The organism is Erwinia sp. BNK-24-b (assembly GCF_047456155.1).
Lineage (GTDB): Bacteria > Pseudomonadota > Gammaproteobacteria > Enterobacterales > Enterobacteriaceae > Erwinia > Erwinia phyllosphaerae.
The window spans coordinates 1,062,676-1,084,533 of the sequence record NZ_CP179901.1 but is presented as its reverse complement, the minus strand read 5'-3'; the positions used below and the strand labels follow the sequence as shown (position 1 = coordinate 1,084,533).

The following is a 21,858-nucleotide window of genomic DNA, read 5'->3' as shown; positions in this document are numbered from 1 at the left end:
GTGGGATAAGAGCGGTGGACGACATCCATGGCGACAAAACAAGGCAGGTAAAGTCAGCACGCTATCTTCAGGCGCTGCAATGACTAAGTGCAGCGCCCGAGTTCAAAATCGCGTAACCTTAGCGGCGCCAGATAATCTTACTTACCTTCCAGTTTTTCAACGCGTCATCCGCTGGCAGCAGTCCTTCCGGTCCGTGCCACTCACCGGAAAACACGTAGCTGATATGCTGACTGTCCGGGGCTTTACACTCTACGCTGTCGCTACCCGAAGCTTTATAGCAGGAACCAAAAGCACGACTGTAAAGATCGCTGAAAGGCGTGCCGATTTTAATGCCGGTCGAGGTTTTAACATCGCTGTCCGTCACGTCAATCTGGCTGACCGTGGTGTCGCCAAGCACTTCTACTTTTACCTGCTTGTCGTCCAGCGCCTGAAAGAAGGTGATCACGTTGCCGTTCTCGCCGCGCATGCCTTTCCGCACCTGATAATTGCCGCTTAGCCCTTCGCCGATTGCTTTTTCGTTCATCGCGGTTGCGCTATTCAGCCCGCCGACGCCCTGCTCGCTTACCTCAACGGAAGATCCAAACCAGTGCCAGGGCGCCAGGCTGGACCACGAATAGGTTAGCGGATTCCACCAGGTAGCGCCGCTGCTGGCGGGCGCTGTCGCCTCAGAGCTGGCGCAGCCTGCCATCATCAAAGCCGTGACGAGGACTAAAGGACGAACGGTTTTCATACAAACTCCTGAAAAATAAAAAGCGGGCGACTGCGAACAACAGGCTCCGGCAGCGCGCTCAGAGAGAGGTTGGAGTACGAATTGGCAGAAAAGTTTTATCCGGCATTCAGCTCCGGACGAAAGCAGTCGCGCAGTCGCCGACTTAAGCCAAACCAGGCGAGCGCAAGCCCGTCAAAACCGGTAAACAAAATCAGCCACGGCGACAGCGCATCGTCGCCCGGCCACAGGCTGGCGATTTGTAGACAGAGCATCGCCGCCAGCGTCAGCAACAAGACCCAGCGCCATGTCTGCCAGAGGCGCGGCAACCGCTGGCGATAGCCGGTCAACAACAGACCGATGGCCGCCGGTACGCCAAGCGCTATACCAATCCAGAACGCGTGCGTGTCCGGATAAAAAAGCTCCAGCAGCTCCGTACCCTGCTGCCGCGAAGCGCCCGCCATGATAAACAGCAGCCAGGTTCTGGCCTGAAGCAGCAAAGCGGCCCAGAACGCCAGCGGCAGCTTTAGCTGGCCTTTCGCATCATAATCATCGGGAGTGTAAGACATCATGGCGGGAGAATGCGTCCTTGCCGTCTGTTAATATTCGCGATCTTCAATCAAACGCTTGCCCAGCAACATGCTGTCCTGCGTTTCATAATCCAGCTTTTCATAAAAACCCAGCACCGCATCGTTTTCTTCCCGCACCATCACGTTGATCTTTGGACAGCCGCGTGCAATCAGCTTTTTTTCCAGCCGGTTGATCAGCGCGTTGGCAAAGCCACGGCCCTGATAGTCGGGATGCACGCCAAGATAGTAAGCGGAGCCGCGATGGCCATCGTAACCGCCCATTAGCGTACCGACTACCACGCCGCCGACGACCGCAACCAGAAACAGGTCGGGATCGTGGTTAAGCTTGCGCTCAATATCCATTTCAGGATCGTTCCACGGGCGCAGCAGATCGCAACGTTCCCACAGCGTGATGACTTCTTCAAAATCGTCCTGGCTAAATACGCGAATTTCCACAGCGTTACCCCAGATGTTAACCATAATTCGCTGATTATCGCGGTTTCTTTCGCGGGTGCAAGCTCCAGGCTCAATAATTCCCTTTTACAAGGCCCGTCTGGTCAGCTTATCTGCAAGCTGTACGGTAATAACTCGTCTGTGCCGCGACGGCTTTTACTGCGCCATTAGCCTGTTGAAATAAAAAGTAAAGCGCTGAAATAGTTCCCGCCTCGCCGTTGTTCCATTGTTACGCTATAACAATGGACACTTTATGCTTTCAGGATGTTGTAATGAAAAAGTTTGGCCCGATGACTCCGCTGACTTCTCGCCGTAACCTGCTGCTTTCCGGCCTGGCGCTGGCATTGTTGGCCAATAAACCCGCCCGGGCAAAAGAAGCGCCGCTAAAAACCACCTCTCATGGCAAAACGCACCCTGCCCCACCGCAGAAAAAAGGCAAGAAAATTGTGATGATCGACCCCGGTCACGGCGGTATTGATTCTGGCGCCGTCGGCGAAGAAGGCTCGGAAGAGAAGCACGTTGTCTTAGAGATTGCCGGACACATTCGCGAGATGCTAAACGACCATCCGCATATCGAAGCGCGGCTAACGCGTGAAACCGACCACTTTATTCCGCTTGGCGAGCGCGTTGAGATTGCTCACCAGCACGGGGCCGACCTGTTTATGTCTATTCACGCGGACGGTTTTACCAGTCCGGCAGCCAACGGCGCGTCGGTTTTTGCGCTCTCTAACCGTGGTGCCAGCAGCCGGATGGCGCGTTACCTGTCAGAAAGAGAGAACGCGGCGGATGAAGTAGGCGGCGTGAAGGTGGCGCAGAAAGATCACTATCTACAGCAGGTGCTGTTCGATCTGGTGCAGACCGATACCATTAAAAACAGCCTGACGCTGGGCAAGCACGTGCTGAACCAGATCCGCCCGATGCACCATCTGCATAGCCAGCATACGGAACAGGCCGCCTTCGCCGTCCTGAAATCCCCCTCTATCCCTTCCGTGCTGGTGGAAACCTCGTTTATCACCAACCCGGCAGAAGAGCGGCTGCTGGGCACCACCGCCTTTCGCCGTAAAATAGCCAGCGCTATCGTTAGCGGCATAACCGGTTACTTTGACGAATTTGACGCCAATAACCGCCGTCACAGCTGATGCCGTAGCCTGACGTGCCGATTGCGGCTTACCGGCAACCCGGCTAAGGTTTTTTGACGTATACTTCGCGCGTCATTTTACTGTCAGGCTAAATCATGAACCTACCCGATATCGCCCAGGTAAAGCAGTTTCTGCTTAATTTACAGGATACTATTTGTCAGCAGCTGGCGCAGGCTGACGGAAAAGCACGGTTTGAAGAGGACAGCTGGACGCGCGAAGGCGGCGGCGGTGGACGCAGTCGCGTGCTGCGCGGCGGCGCCATTTTTGAACAGGCCGGCGTAAACTTTTCCCACGTTCACGGCGACCAGATGCCCGCGTCCGCCACCGCGCACCGGCCTGAACTGGCGGGCCGCAGCTTTGAGGCGATGGGCGTGTCGCTGGTGATTCATCCGGAAAATCCTTACGTTCCTACCAGCCACGCCAACGTACGCTTTTTTATTGCGGAAAAACCGGGTGCCGATCCGGTGTGGTGGTTCGGCGGCGGCTTCGATATGACGCCCTACTACGGCTTTACTGAAGATGCCGTACACTGGCATCAAACCGCGTCCGACCTCTGCCAGCCGTTCGGCGAAGAGGTTTATCCACGCTATAAAAAGTGGTGCGACGACTACTTCTTTATTAAACACCGCAACGAGCAGCGCGGCATTGGCGGCCTGTTTTTTGACGATTTAAATACGCCAGACTTTGATCACTGCTTCCGCTTCACGCAGGCGGTTGGCGAAGGTTTTCTACAGGCCTATTTGCCAATCATTGAGCGGCGTAAAGCGCTGGCATGGGGAGAGCGCGAGCGCCAGTTCCAGCTCTACCGCCGTGGCCGCTATGTCGAATTTAATCTGGTATGGGATCGCGGCACGCTGTTTGGCTTGCAGACCGGTGGCCGTACCGAGTCTATTCTAATGTCGATGCCGCCGCTGGTGCGCTGGGAATATGACTTTCAGCCGGAGCCGGGCACGCCGGAAGCTGCGCTCTACACCGATTTTCTGCCGGTCAAAAGCTGGATTTAGCGGTTTTATTATGCGACACATCTCCAGAAGTTGAGCCGTTTCCTTTGTCATCCTTCCTGAGCCTGTTTATTCTGCAGGCTCAGGCATGAAAATCAGGTGGACCGACAGCCAGCCTCTTCTTTCCTGCCAGCCTGAGATCTTCTGTCAGCGTCACGCCTGAAAATTTGTCAGCGTTACGCCTGCAAAAGTGGCAGCCAGTGCGGTTCCCTGCCGCAATGCTAAAGAACTGCTACACTTTTGGGTGCGGCATTCTTATACATATGCCTTACCATCGGGCTAACCCATTGCAACAATCAGAGAAAACGCATTTCTATTACAGGACGTCTGATGCAATGTTTGGCCTGAGAACAGACTACCGTGACGGTAAAGCCGACCTGGCAAAATCCTGACATGCAGGCCGGGCCGCTCGGCTTTGGTGTTTCGCCAGAGGGGCGCTCTCCCCGCCGACAACCCACTATCCGGCACGGTTACATTCGTTTTGCAGATTGCATATCAAGGAGCTATGAGATGAACCAGCTAGACGCACTAAAACAGTACACCACCGTGGTGGCAGACAGTGGCGATATTGAATCCATTCGCAATTATCATCCGGAAGACGCCACCACCAACCCATCTCTGATCCTGAAAGCTTCCAGCCTCGACTCCTATAAACACCTGATTACCGATGCTATCGACTACGCCAAAAAACAGGGCGGCAGCAAAGAGACGCAGATTATTAACGCCAGCGACAAAGTCAACGTCAACCTCGGTATGGAAATCCTGAAAAGCGTGCCTGGCCGCGTTTCTACCGAGGTGGACGCTCGCCTGTCGTTTGACCGCGGCATGTGCGTAACCAAGGCCGAGAAGCTGGTCAGAATGTATGAAGATAACGGCATCGACCGTTCACGTATTCTGATTAAACTGGCCTCCACCTGGGAAGGCATTCGCGCGGCGGAAGAGCTGGAAAAAAACGGCATCAACTGTAACCTGACGCTGCTGTTCTCCTTCGCTCAGGCCCGCGCCTGTGCCGAAGCTGGCGTATTCCTGATTTCGCCATTCGTTGGCCGTATTTATGACTGGTACAACAGCCGCAAGCCGCTTGACCCTTATGTGGTTGATGAAGATCCAGGCGTAGTTTCCGTCCGTAAAATCTATGAATACTACAAGCAGCATCGTTATAACACGGTGATTATGGGCGCAAGCTTCCGTAAAACGGAGCAGATCATTGCGCTGGCGGGCTGCGATCGCCTGACCATTTCGCCAAACCTGCTGGAAGAGCTGCAGGCCAGCGATGCGCCGGTTGAACGTAAACTGACGCCTTCTACGGAAGCGTTCCATCAGCCTGCGCCGCTGTCTGAAGCCGAGTTCCGTTGGGAACATAACCAGGATCCAATGGCGGTAGAAAAACTGGCCGACGGCATCCGTCAGTTCGCCGTTGACCAGCAGCATCTGGAAGACGTGCTGGCCGCTAAACTGTAATTCAGTTGATGGGCTTCCCCGACGCGCTTCGTCGGGGAACAACTTCCCCCCGGCGTTTATTCGCTCAGTTTGACCCCTTCAAAAATCAGGGAGAAAAGTATGTCTTCACGTAGAGAACTGGCTAATGCTATCCGTGCGTTGAGTATGGATGCCGTGCAAAAAGCCAAATCGGGCCATCCGGGCGCCCCAATGGGTATGGCAGATATTGCCGAAGTGCTGTGGCGCGATTTTTTACATCATAACCCGACCAATCCGGCCTGGGCCGACCGCGACCGTTTTATCCTGTCCAACGGCCATGGCTCGATGCTGCTGTATAGCCTGCTGCATCTGAGTGGTTATGATTTGCCGATCGAAGAACTGAAAAACTTCCGTCAGCTGCATTCTAAAACGCCTGGCCATCCGGAAATTGGCTACACGCCGGGCGTCGAAACCACTACCGGCCCGCTGGGTCAGGGCCTGGCAAACGCCGTTGGCCTGGCCATTGCCGAACGCACGCTGGGCGCGCAGTTTAACCGTCCTGACCATGAGATCGTCGATCACCACACCTATGTCTTTATGGGTGACGGCTGCCTGATGGAAGGGATTTCGCATGAGGTCTGCTCGCTGGCCGGTACGCTGGGTCTCGGTAAGCTGATCGGTTTCTATGACCATAACGGCATCTCTATCGATGGCGAAGTGGAAGGCTGGTTCAGCGACGATACCGCTAAACGTTTTGAAGCCTATAACTGGCACGTTATCAGCGAAGTTGATGGCCACGACGCTGAAGCCGTAGCCAAAGCGATTAAAGAAGCGCAAAGCGTTACCGACAAGCCTTCACTGATTATCTGCCGCACTATTATCGGCTTCGGTTCGCCGAATAAAGCGGGTAAAGAAGAAGCGCACGGCGCGGCGCTGGGCGATGAAGAAATTGCTCTGACCCGTAAGCAGCTTGGCTGGAACTACCCGCCGTTCGAAATTCCACAGGATATCTATGCACAGTGGGATGCCAAAGAGGCTGGTCAGCAGCGCGAAAAAGAGTGGAACGACAAGTTCGCAGCGTATAAAGCGGCCTATCCTGAACTGGCGAAAGAGTATTCTCGCCGTATGGATGGCGGCATGCCGGAAAACTGGCAGCAGGAAACCCAGAAGTTTATCGAAGAGCTGCAGGCTAATCCGGCGAAGATCGCCAGCCGTAAAGCTTCGCAGAACTCGCTGGAAGCCTATGGCAAGCTGCTGCCGGAATTCCTGGGCGGCTCGGCCGACCTTGCGCCAAGCAACCTGACTATCTGGTCCGGCTCTAAATCAATCAAAGACGACCTGGCGGGTAACTATATCCACTACGGCGTACGCGAATTTGGTATGACCGCTATCGCTAACGGTATCGCGCACCACGGCGGCTTTGTGCCTTATACCGCGACCTTCCTGATGTTTGTGGAATATGCCCGTAACGCGGTGCGTATGGCTGCGCTGATGAAAGCGCGTCAGATCCTGGTTTATACCCATGACTCCATTGGTCTGGGCGAAGATGGCCCGACGCACCAGCCGGTTGAGCAGATCGCCAGCCTGCGCGTTACGCCAAACATGAGCGTCTGGCGTCCGTGCGACCAGGTGGAAACGGCAGTGGCGTGGAAGCACGCGATTGAACGTCACCATGGTCCTACCGCGCTGATCCTGTCTCGTCAGAACCTGGCGCAGCCGGAACGTACTAAGGCCCAGCTGGAAAACATTTCTCGCGGTGCTTACGTGCTGAAGGATTGCGAAGGCACGCCGGAAGTGATTCTGATTGCCACCGGTTCAGAAGTAGAAATCACGCTGGGTGCAGAAGCGAAGCTGACCGCCAACGGTCATAAAGTTCGTGTGGTTTCCATGCCGTCAACCGATCTGTTTGATAAGCAGGATACCGCTTACCGTGAATCCGTGCTGCCTTCTGGCGTTACCGCTCGCGTGGCCGTTGAGGCCGGTATTGCTGATTACTGGTACAAATATGTTGGCCTGAACGGCGCTATCGTCGGGATGACCACCTTTGGTGAGTCAGCACCGGCCGAGAAGCTGTTTAACGAATTTGGTTTCACGGTGGAAAACATCGTCAGCCATGCGGAAAAACTGCTGAAGCCACACTGATCGTAACTGAGTAAGCCCGATGCCCTGCCCGCGTGGTGGGGCATTTTTTTTGGATTATCAGGCACTACCGCGCCCGCCCTGATCCCCCTGTGCTGGCTTCCCCATCCTGAATACGTTCCTGGCTGCGCTCGCCCTGAATACCTTACTGGCTGCGCCCGCCTGAATACCTTACTGGCTACGCCCGCCTGAATACCTTACTGGCTGCGCCCGTCCTGCGGACTGTCCAGAGCCGGTGCCTCTCGGGTGGTGGTCCACAACGTTGGCCAGTCATCGCTGCCGTGCCAGGCATCACAGGTTCGCTCTTCGGCATATTCCGCCAGCACGAACTCGCGGCCATTATATTGCCAGCGCGATGCGGTACCGCAGTCGCCCAGTCCCCTTCCCTTACCAAACGTAAGCAGTTCTCCGCGGCTGGCGTCATATTCCGCGTTGATAAGCTCCAGCTTCTTATCGCTACGATGTGGCGGCGTAAAAGGTAACGTCAGCGTTAATCCTCTGGCTATATAAGGCTGGCTACGGGTAACTTCGAACGCCAGATCGATTACGTTATAGGCACCCATTTCGCAGCCAATCAGCAACAGCGCCTTTTTATCATTAAGCGGCGCAACGCTGACCTGCCTTCTCTGCGGATCCAGCGAACAGCGATCGGTATTAATTCGCCAGGTGCCGTAATCAAGCAGGCCCGTCGTCTCTTCACGCGTTAAGGCAGGCGGAATCGCTTGTGAAACGGGCAGTGTAGTCACCGGCGGCGGCGGCGGGACATCTGTGGCAGGTCGACTGCCCTTTTTAATCCATGCACTCGTGCTGTTGACTCGTCCCTGCACGTCATCCATCAGTAGCAAAGATGCCTTCAGACCGTGCAGGGAAATATTGGCATGAGGTCGATAAAGGAGCTGTAAGTTATCCGCTTCTGACACCAGCGAGAGAAATTCGTTAATAGAAATAGCGTGGCTGGTCGAAAGGTGGTGCGGCTGGACTTCCCAGTGCTTTAAATCGGGCTTGAGGCGTTGTCCATCCAGCAGCAGGTTATCCTGTAATGCCGCGCCGCTTAGCTTGCCGGTATAACGGCTACCGTAGTCAATACGTAGAAAAGGCCGATCGTTAACGCCGGCATGACGGCTTACGGTCATGACCAGACCATTCACGCCCGGAAAGCTGCGCGCTACGCAGTAATTCTGGTTATTACAGGTAATCTGCCAGTCAGAAAATGTTTTTTGTAAGGGTTCAGCATGCAGTGCAGCGGCGAAAAACAGCAGCGCCAGAGGTAACTTTATCCAGTAATGCATTGATAACCCGTATCCCCGAATGACAGTTAAGCAGTAAGCATAGCGTAGTCATTGTTAATCAGCCTCCTTAAATCGGCTGAAGTTGTCACAGCGTAAGGCATCAGGCTACGTTATTTATTTCATCATGCCGTTTGCAAAGGTTTGACTCAATCGGAATAATCGGACAAGAAAACGGGGCAAATCCTGAGGTGAGGATAACGCTTTTTAACACCTTAAAAAACAAGGTTATTTCATTCCGAAAAACAGATCGGAGCTTAATTATGTGATATTCATCACCTTTTCATCGCGTGTAATCTTTTGGAATACCCTGGCAACATAATGCCGATAGCGCGTTTATTTTTAAATATCTAATTTCACTGCCCACATAATTTATTAAAACGCGTAGCACAGACTTTAAAAGATAACCATTAAGTTACTTTTAATAAAAAAAGATCGGCCTTCTGTTTTAAGGCCGCAACAATATATCTTTATAAGACGGGAGTTATTAATTTTCTGCCCGTTCGCTCGCACAGCAGCCCAGGCTTAATTCAGCGTCAGCCAGCCCTCAAGTAATGCATGCTGTAGCAGCATCACGGTCTTGCCGTCTTTAATGCGGCCATCTTTGACCATTGCCCAGGCCTGAGGAAAAGTCACTTCCATGACGTCAATATCTTCATCACCGACGCCGCCGCCTGCCGTTGCCCGCAGCGCGTCATCATATTCTGCGGCAAAAAAATGTAGCCGTTCAGTGACGCCGCCTGGCGACATGTAGAGATCGTAGAGCTTCTCTACTTTGCCAACCTGATACCCTGTCTCTTCTATCGCTTCTTTACGGATACACTCTTCAGGCGAGTCGTTGTCCAGCAGTCCGGCGCAGGCTTCTATCAGCAGGCCGCTGTCGTTGCCGTTTAACCAGGTAGCAATACGAAACTGGCGGGTCAGAATAACGCTGTTTTTCTGGCGATGGTAAAGCAGGATGGTGGCACCGTCGCCGCGATCGTAAACTTCTCGCTTATGGCGGATAGTTTCGCCGTTTTTGGTGGTCAGATCGTAGGTGAAATTTCGCAGCACAAACCAGTTTTCTGACAGGACTTTGTTTTTAATTACTTCGACTTTGGCTGACATAGCGGCTCCGTTGCCGTTAGCGGAAGTGTCTTATCATAAGATCGGAATGAGGGAAAAACTATCTGAAAGCCGCCATAAAAAAAGGCGGCCACCAGGGCCGCCTTACGCTATCAAACCAGCATTACTGCACGTTTTCTTCGTGTGCATGCTCGGCTTGCGCGATTTCCTGCGCGCGTTTACGCACGCCAAACCAGCCCAGCACCAGAATCACGGCAATCAGCGGGATGGAAGCCACGGTGTAGGTGCCGTTTGGATAATCAAACGCCATCAGCACTACTACGCTAACCAGAAACAGCAGCGTCAGCCATGAAGTAAACGGTGCCCACGGCAGCTTGAAGCTGACGTCTTCCGCCTTTCCTTCTTTGATCGCTTTACGCAGGCGCATCTGGCAAACCACAATAAAGCCCCAGGAAGTAATAATGCCCAGCGAGGCGATATTCAGTACGATCTCAAACACGCGCGACGGCACGATATAGTTCAGCCAGACGCCAATGATATAAACGGCTACCGTAACCAGAATGCCCATGTAAGGCACCTGCTGACCGCTCATTTTTGAGAGGAACTTCGGTGCCGAGCCGCCCATAGACATTGAGCGCAGGATACGACCGGTCGAATAAAGGCCGGAGTTCAGGCTGGAGAGGGCCGCGCTGAGCACAACGATGTTCATGATGCTGCCGATATAAGGCACGCCCAGCTTAGAGAAGAAGGTCACGAACGGGCTTTGCCCCGCCTGGTAAGCGTTCCACGGCAGCAGCAGAACCAGCAGTACCACCGAGCCTACATAGAACAGGCCAATACGCCAGATCACGCTATTGATCGCTTTTGGCAGCATGGTTTTTGGATCTTTACACTCGCCGGCCGCCGTTCCCACCAGCTCAATAGAGGCAAAGGCGAAGACCACGCCCTGTACCAGCACCAGCGCGGGCAGCAGACCATGCGGGAAGAAACCGCCGTTATCGGTAATCAGGTGAAAACCGGTGGCATTGCCGTCCAGCGGCTTGCCGGTGCCCAGGAAAACCACGCCGACAATCAGGAAGATGGCAATCGCCAGTACCTTAACCAGCGCGAACCAGAACTCCATTTCGGCAAACCATTTTACGCCGATCATATTCATCGTACCGACGATGGCCAGCGCGCCCAGCGCGAAGACCCACTGCGGAACGTCACCAAACGCGCCCCAATAGTGCATATAAAGCGCAACGGCGGTGATATCGACAATGCCGGTCATCGCCCAGTTAACAAAATACATCCAGCCCGCCACGTAGGAGGCTTTTTCACCCAGAAATTCACGGGCGTAGGAGACAAAACTGCCGCTGGAAGGACGGTGTAAAACCAGTTCGCCCAGCGCTCGCAAGATAAAGAAAGAGAAAATACCGCATACCAGATAGACAATCGCCAACGCCGGTCCGGCAATTTGTAAACGAGCACCCGCGCCAAGGAATAAGCCCGTACCGATAGCCCCGCCGATAGCAATCATCTGTACATGTCGATTGTCCATCGCTTTGTGATAGCCGGAATCATGAGAATTTAACCAACGTCGTCTTGCGGCGCGCTTGTCTGCAACCGCTTTTTTATCAGCTTTCATTTTCTATCCTAATTATCCTGTCCACAGTGTTACGGCTGCCCCTCCCGGGCCTCCTGAGTTCTGTTGCCAACCAAACGATTGCGCTGCTGCGCAAAAGCCCGGGCTTTTCCTCTCTTCCTGTAGTTATAGTCTTGACGGAAGCGGGAAAAATCGCGGCGATGCATCCTAACCGTTCTGTAAAGCTGACGCAAAAACTCTGTGGCGGAAATCGTGAGGTTTTGTAATTTTTGCTGGATGGCGCATAAAAAAACCGACCGCATCTTGCGGTCGGCTCTCCAAAGGGGGGAAAGGCTACATGGGGATGGACTTAGCGGTAAATCTCGGCGTTACCACTCCACAGGCTGGAGTCACCGGGGGTTTCGGTACGAATAATACGGTAGTGGCCGGCACCCATTTGTTCAGCTTTCTGCGCCAGGCGGGCGGTAGCATCATCAAACGAGCCGTGGACACCGGAGACGGAAACCGTACCCATTTGCTGTAAATTCTGGCTCTGGCTTTCATCGACCTGAGTCGCGGCGAGCGTCGAAAATGATGTTGCCGCCAGTACGGCGGCAGCAAAGATTGCGAATAGTTTAGTCATAGCAAACTCCTGCCAGGATTCTGGAAAACGTTTAATCGTTACGGAGTTGATTATGACGTGCGGGATGAAAAGCAGAGTAAGCAAGGGGTAAAAGCGTTAAAGGAATGTGATGCTATTAAGCATTTGTCAAAAGAAGCGTCAGTAATAGTTACTTTTTATCTTTGATGTAACTTTGTATGACTATGTAGTAGCAACGCTAAGCCCACTTTATCCGCCGCTGCGTAATACGGCAAGTATTCATCCAGGCATTTTTGATCTGACGCAATAGTCCGCTATTGCTGCTGCGTCCTTGCGACAGCCGGGGTTACAATGCTGCGCCCTCTTCGTTCAGGTTCACAAAATTCGGCTGAATAGCCAGAGCTTACTTCCTTAACCGACTGCCATATTAACCCGTCAGGAGCCACAGATGCTAAAACGTTCCGTTACCCGTAGCCTGAGTCGTGCCCTGTTCGCCATCGTGCTGCTTGCATTTTTCTGCTCGTTGCTGGCGTTGTTGACGCTCTCAGCCAGCCTGCGCGACGCAGAAGCGCTTAATATGGCCGGTTCGCTACGGATGCAAAGCTATCGCCTGGCGCTGGATACCGCAACCCGCTCTCCCGCTCTTGCTGCGGACATCGCCAGCTATCAGCAATCGGTACAGGCTCCGGTACTGCTTTCTCTGCGCCACGCCTGGGTTCCGGCCAGCGTTAAGGAGCGCTATCAGGCACTGCTGGCCGCCTGGCAAGCGTTGCGGCCCCGGCTGGAAACGGGAAACGGCCAGCTTTATCAGCAAAATATTTCCCATTACGTTGCGCAGATAGACAGCTTTGTTCTTGCCTTACAGCACTGGGCAGAGCTGAAAATGAAGCTGGTGGTTGCGGCCTGCCTGCTGGGGTTTATCGCTATCGCTCTGCTGGCCAGGGCTTTTGCGCGAATGTCCGGCGTGCTGGACAGACAATATCTCTGGCTTGAAGAGACTATCAAAGAAAAAACCAGCGATCTGCGCCAGGCGAACCGTCGGCTGGCGCTGCTTTATCAATGTTCCGAAATGCTGCGTAACCATGATAAAGCCTGGGCTCCGGTGCTGGGGCTGCTGGTGGAGCATGAAAACCTGACCGCAATTGAATTAAGTTCGTCTCGCCTGGTGCAGGCCGCAGGCAAAGCGGATGAAAATTTACCCTGGCACAGCCTGCCGCTGGAGGAGACAGAAGGCGGCCTGCTGCGCTGGCAGGCGCGCGCCAGCGAGCCACAGCTGATGCAGGGTCTGGCAACCATGCTGGCACGCTCGCTACAGTTAGAGCACGCCGAACAAAAAGTCCGGCATCTGTTGCTGATGGAGGAGCGCGCAACTATCGCCCGCGAGCTGCACGATTCGCTGGCGCAGTCGCTGGTTTATTTACGTATTCAGATGGCACGCCTGAAGCGAGCGGTAGTCAAAGAGCCCTCCGCGCTGGCGATTGTGGCTGAAACGGACGTCGCGCTGAGCGAAGCCAACCGCCAGCTGCGAGAACTGCTAACCACTTTTCGTCTTTCGGTCGCGCCTGCCGATCTCACTACCGCGCTTGGTCAGGTGATAGCCCAGCTTCGCCCGCAAACGGAGGCAACGATTAGCCTGACGGGGAAAGCCACACGGCAGCATCTGGATGCCCAGCAGCAGGTGCACGTGTTACAAATTGTTCGGGAAGCTTTGTTGAACGCTATTCGCCATGCCAAAGCCAGCGAAATTACCGTGCAGATTGGGCAGCCAGACAGCGAAAAGATACAAATCGAGGTGAAAGATAACGGCCAGGGCTTTGACCCCGAGGCGGCAAAACCGGGTCATTACGGCCTTACAATTATGCAGGAGCGCGCAAAAAGTCTTCAGGGTCGGCTGGAGATTAGTCATCCGCACGGCGGCGGCAGCCAGGTATCTCTCCGTTTTGCGCTGAAAAAAGCGTAAGCATCCGGCATATTTTACGGCACGATAATTTACACTTTTTCCTTAATTTCTCCACGATTCCCTTCGGCCCCACGGGTAAAGTGGAACGGTTCAAACAATCATAAAAACCTGCTGCCGTCGGACGGGGTTTAGCTGGCCCATCCGCAATGCCGCCTTCTCCCGAAGCTTGTCTGGAGCCAATTCGATGGCGAATTTTTTTATCGATCGCCCCATTTTTGCGTGGGTCATTGCAATTCTGCTCTGTTTAACCGGTACGCTGGCCATCGTTTCACTGCCCGTTGAGCAATATCCGGCACTTGCGCCGCCTAATGTCCGTATTACCGCCAACTATCCCGGCGCGTCTGCGCAAACGCTGGAGAACACGGTTACGCAGGTTATTGAGCAGAATATGACCGGCATCGATAACCTGATGTATATGTCCTCGCAAAGCAGCAATACCGGGCAGGCGACCATCACGCTGACCTTTGTTGCCGGCACCAACCCTGACGAAGCTCGCCAGCAGGTACAAAATCAGCTGCAAACCGCGCTGCGCAAGCTCCCTCAGGCCGTTCAGTCGCAGGGCGTGACGGTGACCAAGACGGGCGATACCAATATCCTGATGGTGGCCTTTGTCTCGACGGACGGCAGCATGGATAAGCAGGATATCGCCGACTATGTAGCCAGTAACGTGCAGGATCCGCTGAGTCGTATCGACGGCGTCGGTCAGGTGGATGCCTATGGCTCGCAGTACGCAATGCGTATCTGGCTCGATCCCAATAAGATGATCAATTATGCGCTGACCACGTCGGACATTGTCAGCGCTATTGAATCGCAAAATAGCCAGGTTGCCGTAGGCCAGCTGGGCGGCCTGCCCTCCGTAGATCGCCAGGCGCTTAACGCCACCATTAACTCTCAGGCGCTGTTAACCACCCCCGAGCAGTTCCGCCAGATTACGCTGCGAGTCAATCAGGACGGTTCGGAAGTGCGATTAGGCGATGTGGCGACGGTTGCGCTGGGCGCGGAAAAGTATGACTTTTTGAGCCAGTACAACGGCCAGCCCGCTTCCGGACTGGGCGTTAAGCTGGCTTCCGGCGCGAACGAGTTGCAAACCGACAAGCTGGTGCGAGCGCGTATTGCAGAACTTTCCCACTATTTCCCGCACGGCCTGAAGGCGGAAATCGCCTATGAAACCACGCCGTTTGTCGTGGCCTCCATTGAGGACGTGGTAAAAACGCTGCTCGAAGCAATCGCGCTGGTGTTTGTCGTAATGTACCTGTTTTTGCAGAATTTTCGCGCTACGCTAATTCCCACTATCGCCGTTCCCGTGGTGCTGCTGGGCACTTTCGCTATCCTGTCGGCCTGCGGATTCAGTATTAATACGCTGACCATGTTTGCCATGGTGCTGGCGATAGGCCTGCTGGTAGACGATGCCATTGTGGTGGTAGAAAACGTTGAGCGAATAATGAGCGAGGAAGGCCTGTCACCACGTGAGGCCACGCGCAAATCGATGGGACAGATTCAGGGCGCGCTGGTCGGCATTACGCTGGTACTTTCCGCTGTTTTCGTACCCATGGCCTTTTTCGGCGGCACCACGGGCGCGATTTATCGCCAGTTTTCCGTCACTATTGTTTCCGCAATGGTGCTTTCGGTCATCGTTGCAATGGTTCTGACGCCCGCGCTGTGCGCCACGCTGCTTAAACCGCTGCCCTCGGGAGGTCATCACGAGCGACGCGGCTTTTTTGGCTGGTTTAACCGCACTTTTAACCGTAATGCGCAGCGTTATGAGCGCGGCGTAAGCCGGGTTCTGGCAAAAACCGGACGCTGGCTGCTGCTTTATGCTCTGCTGATTGCCGGTATGGCGCTGCTGTTTATGCATTTGCCTACCTCTTTCCTGCCGCTGGAAGACCGGGGCGTGTTCACCACCCAAGTGCAGCTACCGCCGGGCGCGACGCTACAGCAAACCAATAAAGTGGTGAATAAGGTCGAGCAATATTATCTGACCCAGGAAAAAGATAACGTACTTTCGGTCTTCTCAACTATTGGCGCAGGCCCCGGCGGCAACGGTCAAAACGTGGCGCGAATGTTTGTGCGCCTGAAAGACTGGCAGGATCGCTCGGGCGCGGAAAACAGCGCTTTTGCCATTATTGAGCGCGCCACCAAAGCGTTCAAAAATATCCGCGAAGGTCGCGTTATCGCCAGCAGCCCGCCCGCGATTACCGGTATGGGCAACTCGGCCGGCTTCGATATGGAATTGCAGGATCACGCAGGCCTGGGACACGATGCGCTGATGCAGGCGCGCGACCAGCTGCTGGCAATGGCCGAAAGCAATCCATCGCTGGCGAGGGTTCGCCATAACGGTCTGGACGATACGCCGCAGCTGCGAATCGATATCGATCAGCATAAGGCGCAGGCGCTTGGCGTTTCCATCGATGATGTCAACGACACGCTGACCACCGGCTGGGGCTCAACCTATGTGAACGACTTTTTGGACCGTGGCCGCGTAAAAAAAGTTTACGTTCAGGCGGCAGCGCCTTTCCGCATGCTGCCGGACGACATTGATAAATGGTATGTGCGCAACAGCGCAGGCGGCATGGTGCCGTTTTCCGCCTTTGCCACCACTCGTTGGGAAACGGGTTCGCCCCGCCTGGAGCGCTATAACGGTTATTCGGCTGTGGAGATCGTTGGCGAATCGGCCCAGGGCGTCAGTACCGGCACCGCAATGGATATTATGGAGCAGCTGGTCAGCAAGCTACCGCAGGGTTTTGGCGTCCAGTGGACCGGCGCGTCCTATCAGGAACGGATGAGCGGCGCACAGGCTCCGGCGCTTTATGCCGTCTCTCTGCTGGTGGTGTTTCTGTGCCTGGCCGCGCTTTATGAGAGCTGGTCGGTGCCCTTTTCCGTTATGCTGGTGGTGCCGCTGGGCGTGGTCGGCGCGCTGGCGGCAACCTGGCTGCGCGGCCTCGAAAACGACGTTTACTTTCAGGTTGGCTTGCTCACCGTTATTGGGCTGTCGGCGAAAAACGCGATTCTTATTGTGGAATTTGCTAACGACATGAACAGCAAAGGACGCGATCTGCTTGAGGCGACGCTGGAAGCTTCGCGCCAGCGCCTGCGCCCTATTCTGATGACTTCGCTGGCCTTTATGTTTGGCGTACTGCCAATGACTATTGGCAACGGTGCAGGCTCCAGCAGCCAGCATGCCGTGGGTACCGGCGTCATGGGCGGCATGTTTGCGGCCACCGTGCTGGCGCTCATTTTTGTGCCGATATTCTTTGTGCTGGTCCGTCGGCGCTTTCCACTAAAAGAGAAGCCGATCGCATAATAAGCAAAAGGCAGCCCGGAGGCTGCCTTTTTAAGTCGGATACTGAAAGTTAAGCTGGTTGATGCTGTCGCTGAGCTTCTCTTTATGAATGTGTTACTTACGAGTCAACATCGCTTCGATAAAGTCTTTCCAGTTCCCCAGTTCTAAGTCGATCATACATCACCTCTCTCGTTGTAGTGAGGCTATTATAGGATTATTCCTAAGGCGAAGTGAACTACTTTCGACCATGAAAGCCCCCTAAAAATTAGGAATTATCCTAATACGTGAGGTAACGCACATTTCTTATCGACTGATTTTTAAAGGAATTAATAGCCTGCTTATCATCAGGCGTCAGAGCATTTGCTAAGTCGCTGATTGGTAAGCATCAGCTAAAAAGAGGAGTTAAGCGGAGGATGTTCCGGGAGGTAGGACGTTGCAAGGTCAGGTACGGCGAAAAACGGTTAAGGGGGCCACGCCCCCTCGCACGTTACTTCAAAACGATAATTTTGTCATAGCCGCCGCTCTCGCTGTCAATATGCGTTTTGGCATCCGGGTGTTCGGCCAGCACCGCTTCAACGATATGGTTAAACTCGTCGCAACGGCTCTCGTTTTTCCTGGCGATTACAATTGTCGACTGGGTTTCTTCAACCGTATGGGCGGAAGACGCTGTCATATAGTTCATATTGCCCCTCCTTATTCCTGCTCTCTTGAGTTTATACCGTCTTCCGTGCCTCGCAGGCGCATCCGTTGTAAACTACGCGCCCGAGCAGTATCGAATATAGATTAAACCCATAAAAAAAAGAAGGGAACCCGCCATGCTGACGATGTACGGCATTAAAAATTGCGACACGATAAAAAAGGCGAGGAAGTATTTAGAGGCAAAGCAGATAGCTTATCAGTTCCACGACTATCGCGCAGACGGGCTGGATGCCGCCTTGCTGCAAACTTTTACCGACGTGCTGGGCTGGGAAGCATTGCTTAACACGCGCGGCACTACCTGGCGCAAGCTGAGCGAAGAAACGCGCGCAAAGGTGAATAACGCCGCTACCGCGCAGCAGCTGATGCTGGAACAACCGGCAATGATTAAACGACCGTTGCTCAGCCGCGCCGATGGCTCTATGCTGCTGGGCTTTAATGAAGCCAGCTATTCGTCTTTTATTGTGGAGAAGTCCTGATTATGTTTTGTCCGGTCATTGAGCTGACGCAGCAGCTTATTCGTCGTCCTTCCCTCAGCCCGGATGATGCCGGTTGCCAGGCCCTGATGATCGAGCGCCTTCAGGCGCTGGGCTTTACCGTTGAAGCAATGAATATTGGCGACACGCAGAATTTTTGGGCATGGCGCGGCAAAGGCGAAACGCTGGCATTTGCCGGCCATACCGACGTGGTGCCGGCGGGCGACGTCAGCCGCTGGATTAATCCGCCGTTTGAACCCACCATTCGCGACGGCATGCTGTTTGGGCGCGGTGCGGCCGATATGAAAGGCTCGCTGGCCGCGATGATTGTCGCAGCCGAAAGATTTGTCGCGACCCATCCCAACCACAAAGGCCGCCTGGCTTTTTTGATCACGTCGGATGAAGAAGCCAGCGCCACCAACGGTACGGTGAAGGTGGTCGAAGCGCTTATGGCGCGCCACGAACGTCTTGACTACTGCCTGGTTGGCGAGCCTTCCAGCACCGAAGTAGTGGGCGACGTGGTTAAAAATGGCCGTCGCGGCTCCATGACTGCTAACCTGACCATTCACGGCGTGCAGGGCCACGTTGCTTATCCTCATCTGGCCGATAATCCGGTACATCGCGCGCTGCCTGCTTTAAACGAGCTGGCGGCAACGGAATGGGATCGGGGCAACGAATTCTTCCCGCCTACCAGTATGCAGATTGCCAACGTGCAGGCCGGAACCGGCAGCAACAACGTGATTCCGGGCGAATTTTTCGTACAGTTTAATTTTCGTTTTAGTACGGAACTGACCGATGAGATGATCAAACAGCGCGTAAAAGATCTGCTGGATCGTCATCAGCTGCGCTACTCGCTGGACTGGGTGGTTTCCGGCCAGCCATTCCTGACTTCGACCGGCAAGCTGGTTGAGGCGGTGGTAAACGCCGTTGAGCACTATAATGAAATTAAGCCGCAGCTGCTGACCACCGGCGGTACTTCCGACGGCCGCTTTATCGCACGCATGGGCGCGCAGGTCGTAGAGCTGGGGCCGGTCAACGCGACCATTCATAAAATCAATGAGTGCGTGAAGGCCGCCGATCTACAGCTGTTGAGCAGAATGTACCAACGCATCATGGAACAGTTAATCGCGTAAGGATGAAATATGGAATGGCTTAAACACTACTGGTGGCTGATAGGTATCGTGCTGATGGTCGGCATACTGATGAACGTCTATAAAGACCTGAAGCGTATCGACCACAAAAAATATATGGACAACAAACCGGATTTGCCGCCGCATCGTGATTTCAACGATAAGTGGGATGACGACGACGACTGGCCAAAGAAAAAGTAGCCGGATTGCTTTGCCTGTCCCTCAGGCAAAGCGCCACGGGCATGGCCGCGAGACATGGCGGCCGTGCCTGCCGGTTGTCGTTACTTTTGTCCTGTGCCCGTCGGCCAGTCCCCGGCTTTTTGCGTCCTCTCTGCCACATCCGCACTCTTCATGCGGATTAGTCGATCTCGCCACTCTTCATGCGAATTAGTCGATCTCGCCACTCTTCAGCGCGGTTTTTATCCAGTGCCAGCAATGCCCGCTCGGCCTCCTGCCGCCAGCCGTTGAGTAACGCTTTTTTGCCTGACAGCCCCGACAGCCCAATCAGCTCGGCCTGCGATAGCCGCGCCAACAGCATTCCCTGCAATAAAGGCAACGGCTGCGAAGTATTGTTCAACAGCCTTCCCAGCGCGCCGATACTTGCGTCGAACGAGCGCTGCGCCCAGGCAAAGCCCGCCAGCTCGCGCCAGTCTTCGTCATCAGGCTGGTCGTCTGCCATGGCGGGAAATGCCAGCTCCACGCCATCCAGCAAAGGCTGTAGCCAGCGCCAGTCGCGCGCCAGACGTTGGGCTGCCTTCCCGGCGAGCACCCTGCCCCGCTCGCTTAACGGTAAAATAGCCATGGCGGCATAGCAGCCGCTGCTGGCTTCCGGCCGCGTACCAAAACGCGCCAGCTGAAAACCGCAGGCCTGCCAGAAATGCCACAGCGCTGGCGTGTAGCCAAAGCTGACGGAAAGGAAATCCAGACCTTGCGCCTGGTCAATGCTGTGCTGTACCAGTTGCTGGCCAATACCGTGCCGCCGTAGCGCAGGCGTGACCGCAATACGGCTGATGCGGCGGGAACGCATTTGCGCCGCCTCGGGCCAGCCACCGTGTGCGGCAAGCGACTGGGCAACCAGATTCCCGGCGGGACGGCGCAGCCCCGCCCAGATGGCCTGCGCCAGTTCGGCCGACAAACCACCTTCATCCACCAGCCACAAAGCGGCCTGAACGCTTTTGCCTTGCAAAGCCGCGCTAAAGTGCATGCCTGGCGCATCCATCATCCGCCGCAGATCGAGAGGCGAAGTGCGATAGTGCGCGCTGGTTAACAGCTGGTAGATCGCTTCAAGCGTCTCCGGCTTATCCTGCCAGTCCTGCTGGCGCGGAAAACAGAAATGCACGTCCGTACCGCGGGTTTCCGGTTCAGCTTCGCTAAACAGAAGCGCCCGTTCGATAAAGTGCTCCAGCGGATCCTGCTGCGCCCAGCGTAATGGCTTGTCGAGCTTGCAAAGCGTTACGTCCGGCAGCCCGGCGCAAAATTTTAGCAGGAAGCCGCGTCCCGTTCCTTCATAGCCTTGCAGCGTGGTGGTTAACAGCGTGCGGGGAAAAAGCCTGACCAGCCGTTCCAGCATCGGCGCGGGAATAGCCGCCGCCTCGTCGATCAGCAACCAGTCGATATCCCGTGGCAGTTCCGATGATTCCAGCGCCAGCAGCCTGTCGGGCGCGATAAAATGAAAAGCGTCACCGGCGAAGTTGGCCAACACCTCCGTCGCCGCTTTTGCCGGGGCTGAAATCAGACAGCGACCGGGCCAGCGCGCTGCCAGCGATCCGGCAAGCGCCGATTTGCCTCGCCCACGCGGTGCCGTCAGCACGTAAATTCCCGGCTTCTCCGTCAGTAACTGCTCCAGTAGCTGCTGCTGCTGCGAAACGTCATTCGGCTGCCAGGCTGGCGCCGGTAGCGGCGCAGGCAAAACGGGAGCCTGATTTTGACAAAGCTTTGCCACCTGCGGATCGGCCAGCAACAGTTTTTGCAGGCGCGAAATAAAGTTAGGCGTAGCGACAGGCGCGGCCGTTTCGCCCCAGCGCAGCGAATCGTTATCGGGCTGCGTTAGCCAGCTGGCCCACTCTGGCACCAGCAACAGTAGCCAGCTGCCCGCCTTCAGCGTTCCCGCTACAATCGCCAGCGCTTGCGCATCAAACCCGTGACGCGCATCGAAAACGGCATGAAGAAACTCCTGGCCAAGCAGCGTTTTTGCCGCTCCGGGCGCGCAGTGCAGCGGACTTTGCGGCGCATCGCCCAGCCATAGCCAGTCGCCGGGCAACAGCGACACCCATTGCTGCACCTGCTGCTGGCACCATGCAAAATCGCCGCTGACTACCATCAGCCGCCGCATACCCTGCTGGCGTAGCCGTTCCGTTTGTGCGCTGACGTCGCG

19 protein-coding genes are annotated in these 21,858 nt (G+C 55.0%); 9 read left to right on the top strand and 10 right to left on the bottom strand.

Annotated features, from left to right (window positions below; all coding sequences use genetic code 11):
- Positions 1–118: 118 nt before the first annotated feature.
- The 3 genes from ACMGGR_RS05025 to ACMGGR_RS05015 all read right to left on the bottom strand — a co-directional run bounded on the left by ACMGGR_RS05025 (position 119) and on the right by ACMGGR_RS05015 (position 1,731).
- Positions 119–730: an RpoE-regulated lipoprotein gene (locus ACMGGR_RS05025; RefSeq protein WP_414148305.1), complete on the bottom strand. Its 612-nt coding sequence runs from the start codon at positions 728–730 to the stop codon at positions 119–121.
- Positions 731–825: 95 nt separating this feature from the next.
- Complete coding sequence (locus ACMGGR_RS05020; protein WP_246760798.1) at positions 826–1,275, bottom strand: DUF2919 domain-containing protein; 450 nt, start codon at positions 1,273–1,275, stop codon at positions 826–828.
- 30 nt (positions 1,276–1,305) lie between these two features.
- Positions 1,306–1,731 carry a GNAT family acetyltransferase gene (locus ACMGGR_RS05015; RefSeq protein ID WP_246760769.1) on the bottom strand — a complete coding sequence of 142 codons (426 nt, stop codon included), beginning with the start codon at positions 1,729–1,731 and terminating at the stop codon, positions 1,306–1,308.
- Between the two features lie 269 nt (positions 1,732–2,000).
- Here ACMGGR_RS05015 and amiA point away from each other — a divergent pair, with 269 nt between their 5' ends.
- The 4 genes from amiA (at position 2,001) to tkt (ending at position 7,429) form a co-directional block, all read left to right on the top strand.
- Entirely contained in the window at positions 2,001–2,867 is an 867-nt protein-coding gene (gene amiA, locus ACMGGR_RS05010; RefSeq protein ID WP_414148304.1) for an N-acetylmuramoyl-L-alanine amidase AmiA, read from the top strand.
- A 95-nt stretch (positions 2,868–2,962) separates the two neighbouring features.
- Positions 2,963–3,871, top strand: coding sequence for an oxygen-dependent coproporphyrinogen oxidase (gene hemF, locus ACMGGR_RS05005; protein WP_246760767.1), 909 nt, complete (start codon positions 2,963–2,965; stop codon positions 3,869–3,871).
- Between the two features lie 507 nt (positions 3,872–4,378).
- The gene (gene tal / locus ACMGGR_RS05000; RefSeq protein ID WP_246760766.1) at positions 4,379–5,329 is read left to right on the top strand and encodes a transaldolase; all 951 of its coding nucleotides are present in this window, start codon (positions 4,379–4,381) and stop codon (positions 5,327–5,329) included.
- A 99-nt stretch (positions 5,330–5,428) separates the two neighbouring features.
- Positions 5,429–7,429, top strand: coding sequence for a transketolase (tkt, locus tag ACMGGR_RS04995; RefSeq protein WP_246760765.1), 2,001 nt, complete (start codon positions 5,429–5,431; stop codon positions 7,427–7,429).
- 194 nt (positions 7,430–7,623) lie between these two features.
- On the opposite strand, the gene ACMGGR_RS04990 is transcribed toward tkt, so the two are convergent.
- From ACMGGR_RS04990 to ACMGGR_RS04975, 4 genes are all read right to left on the bottom strand, one after another.
- The gene (locus ACMGGR_RS04990) at positions 7,624–8,715 is read right to left on the bottom strand and encodes a DUF1176 domain-containing protein (protein ID WP_414148303.1); all 1,092 of its coding nucleotides are present in this window, start codon (positions 8,713–8,715) and stop codon (positions 7,624–7,626) included.
- Positions 8,716–9,237: 522 nt separating this feature from the next.
- On the bottom strand, positions 9,238–9,819 hold the full coding sequence (nudK, locus tag ACMGGR_RS04985; RefSeq protein WP_414148302.1) for a GDP-mannose pyrophosphatase NudK: 582 nt from the start codon (positions 9,817–9,819) through the stop codon (positions 9,238–9,240).
- A 121-nt stretch (positions 9,820–9,940) separates the two neighbouring features.
- Positions 9,941–11,404 (bottom strand): L-asparagine permease, encoded by a 1,464-nt coding sequence (gene ansP / locus ACMGGR_RS04980; RefSeq protein ID WP_246760762.1) that lies wholly within the window; start codon positions 11,402–11,404, stop codon positions 9,941–9,943.
- Positions 11,405–11,711: 307 nt separating this feature from the next.
- On the bottom strand, positions 11,712–11,984 hold the full coding sequence (locus ACMGGR_RS04975) for a YdgH/BhsA/McbA-like domain containing protein (RefSeq protein ID WP_414148301.1): 273 nt from the start codon (positions 11,982–11,984) through the stop codon (positions 11,712–11,714).
- A 406-nt stretch (positions 11,985–12,390) separates the two neighbouring features.
- Between ACMGGR_RS04975 and ACMGGR_RS04970 the strand changes: the two genes are divergently transcribed.
- Together ACMGGR_RS04970 and acrD are read left to right on the top strand one after the other, a co-directional pair.
- On the top strand, positions 12,391–13,902 hold the full coding sequence (locus tag ACMGGR_RS04970) for a type IV pili methyl-accepting chemotaxis transducer N-terminal domain-containing protein (protein WP_414148300.1): 1,512 nt from the start codon (positions 12,391–12,393) through the stop codon (positions 13,900–13,902).
- A gap of 184 nt (positions 13,903–14,086) precedes the next feature.
- Positions 14,087–17,203: a multidrug efflux RND transporter permease AcrD gene (acrD, locus tag ACMGGR_RS04965; RefSeq protein ID WP_414148299.1), complete on the top strand. Its 3,117-nt coding sequence runs from the start codon at positions 14,087–14,089 to the stop codon at positions 17,201–17,203.
- Positions 17,204–17,296: 93 nt separating this feature from the next.
- Here acrD and ypfM read toward each other — a convergent pair whose 3' ends face one another.
- A complete protein-coding gene (ypfM, locus tag ACMGGR_RS04960; RefSeq protein ID WP_152601344.1) occupies positions 17,297–17,359 on the bottom strand; it encodes a protein YpfM in 63 nt (20 codons plus the stop codon).
- A 310-nt stretch (positions 17,360–17,669) separates the two neighbouring features.
- Positions 17,670–17,864 (bottom strand): hypothetical protein, encoded by a 195-nt coding sequence (locus tag ACMGGR_RS04955; protein WP_246760758.1) that lies wholly within the window; start codon positions 17,862–17,864, stop codon positions 17,670–17,672.
- Between the two features lie 133 nt (positions 17,865–17,997).
- Here ACMGGR_RS04955 and ACMGGR_RS04950 point away from each other — a divergent pair, with 133 nt between their 5' ends.
- From ACMGGR_RS04950 to ACMGGR_RS04940, 3 genes are read left to right on the top strand one after another with little or no spacing between them, the layout of a single operon-like run.
- On the top strand, positions 17,998–18,357 hold the full coding sequence (locus ACMGGR_RS04950) for an ArsC family reductase (protein WP_414148298.1): 360 nt from the start codon (positions 17,998–18,000) through the stop codon (positions 18,355–18,357).
- Between the two features lie 2 nt (positions 18,358–18,359).
- Positions 18,360–19,487 (top strand): succinyl-diaminopimelate desuccinylase, encoded by a 1,128-nt coding sequence (gene dapE / locus ACMGGR_RS04945; RefSeq protein ID WP_414148297.1) that lies wholly within the window; start codon positions 18,360–18,362, stop codon positions 19,485–19,487.
- A 9-nt stretch (positions 19,488–19,496) separates the two neighbouring features.
- Positions 19,497–19,685, top strand: coding sequence for a YpfN family protein (locus ACMGGR_RS04940; RefSeq protein WP_246760755.1), 189 nt, complete (start codon positions 19,497–19,499; stop codon positions 19,683–19,685).
- 157 nt (positions 19,686–19,842) lie between these two features.
- On the opposite strand, the gene ACMGGR_RS04935 is transcribed toward ACMGGR_RS04940, so the two are convergent.
- On the bottom strand, positions 19,843–21,816 hold the full coding sequence (locus ACMGGR_RS04935; RefSeq protein ID WP_414148910.1) for a tRNA(Met) cytidine acetyltransferase TmcA: 1,974 nt from the start codon (positions 21,814–21,816) through the stop codon (positions 19,843–19,845).
- Positions 21,817–21,858: the final 42 nt, after the last annotated feature.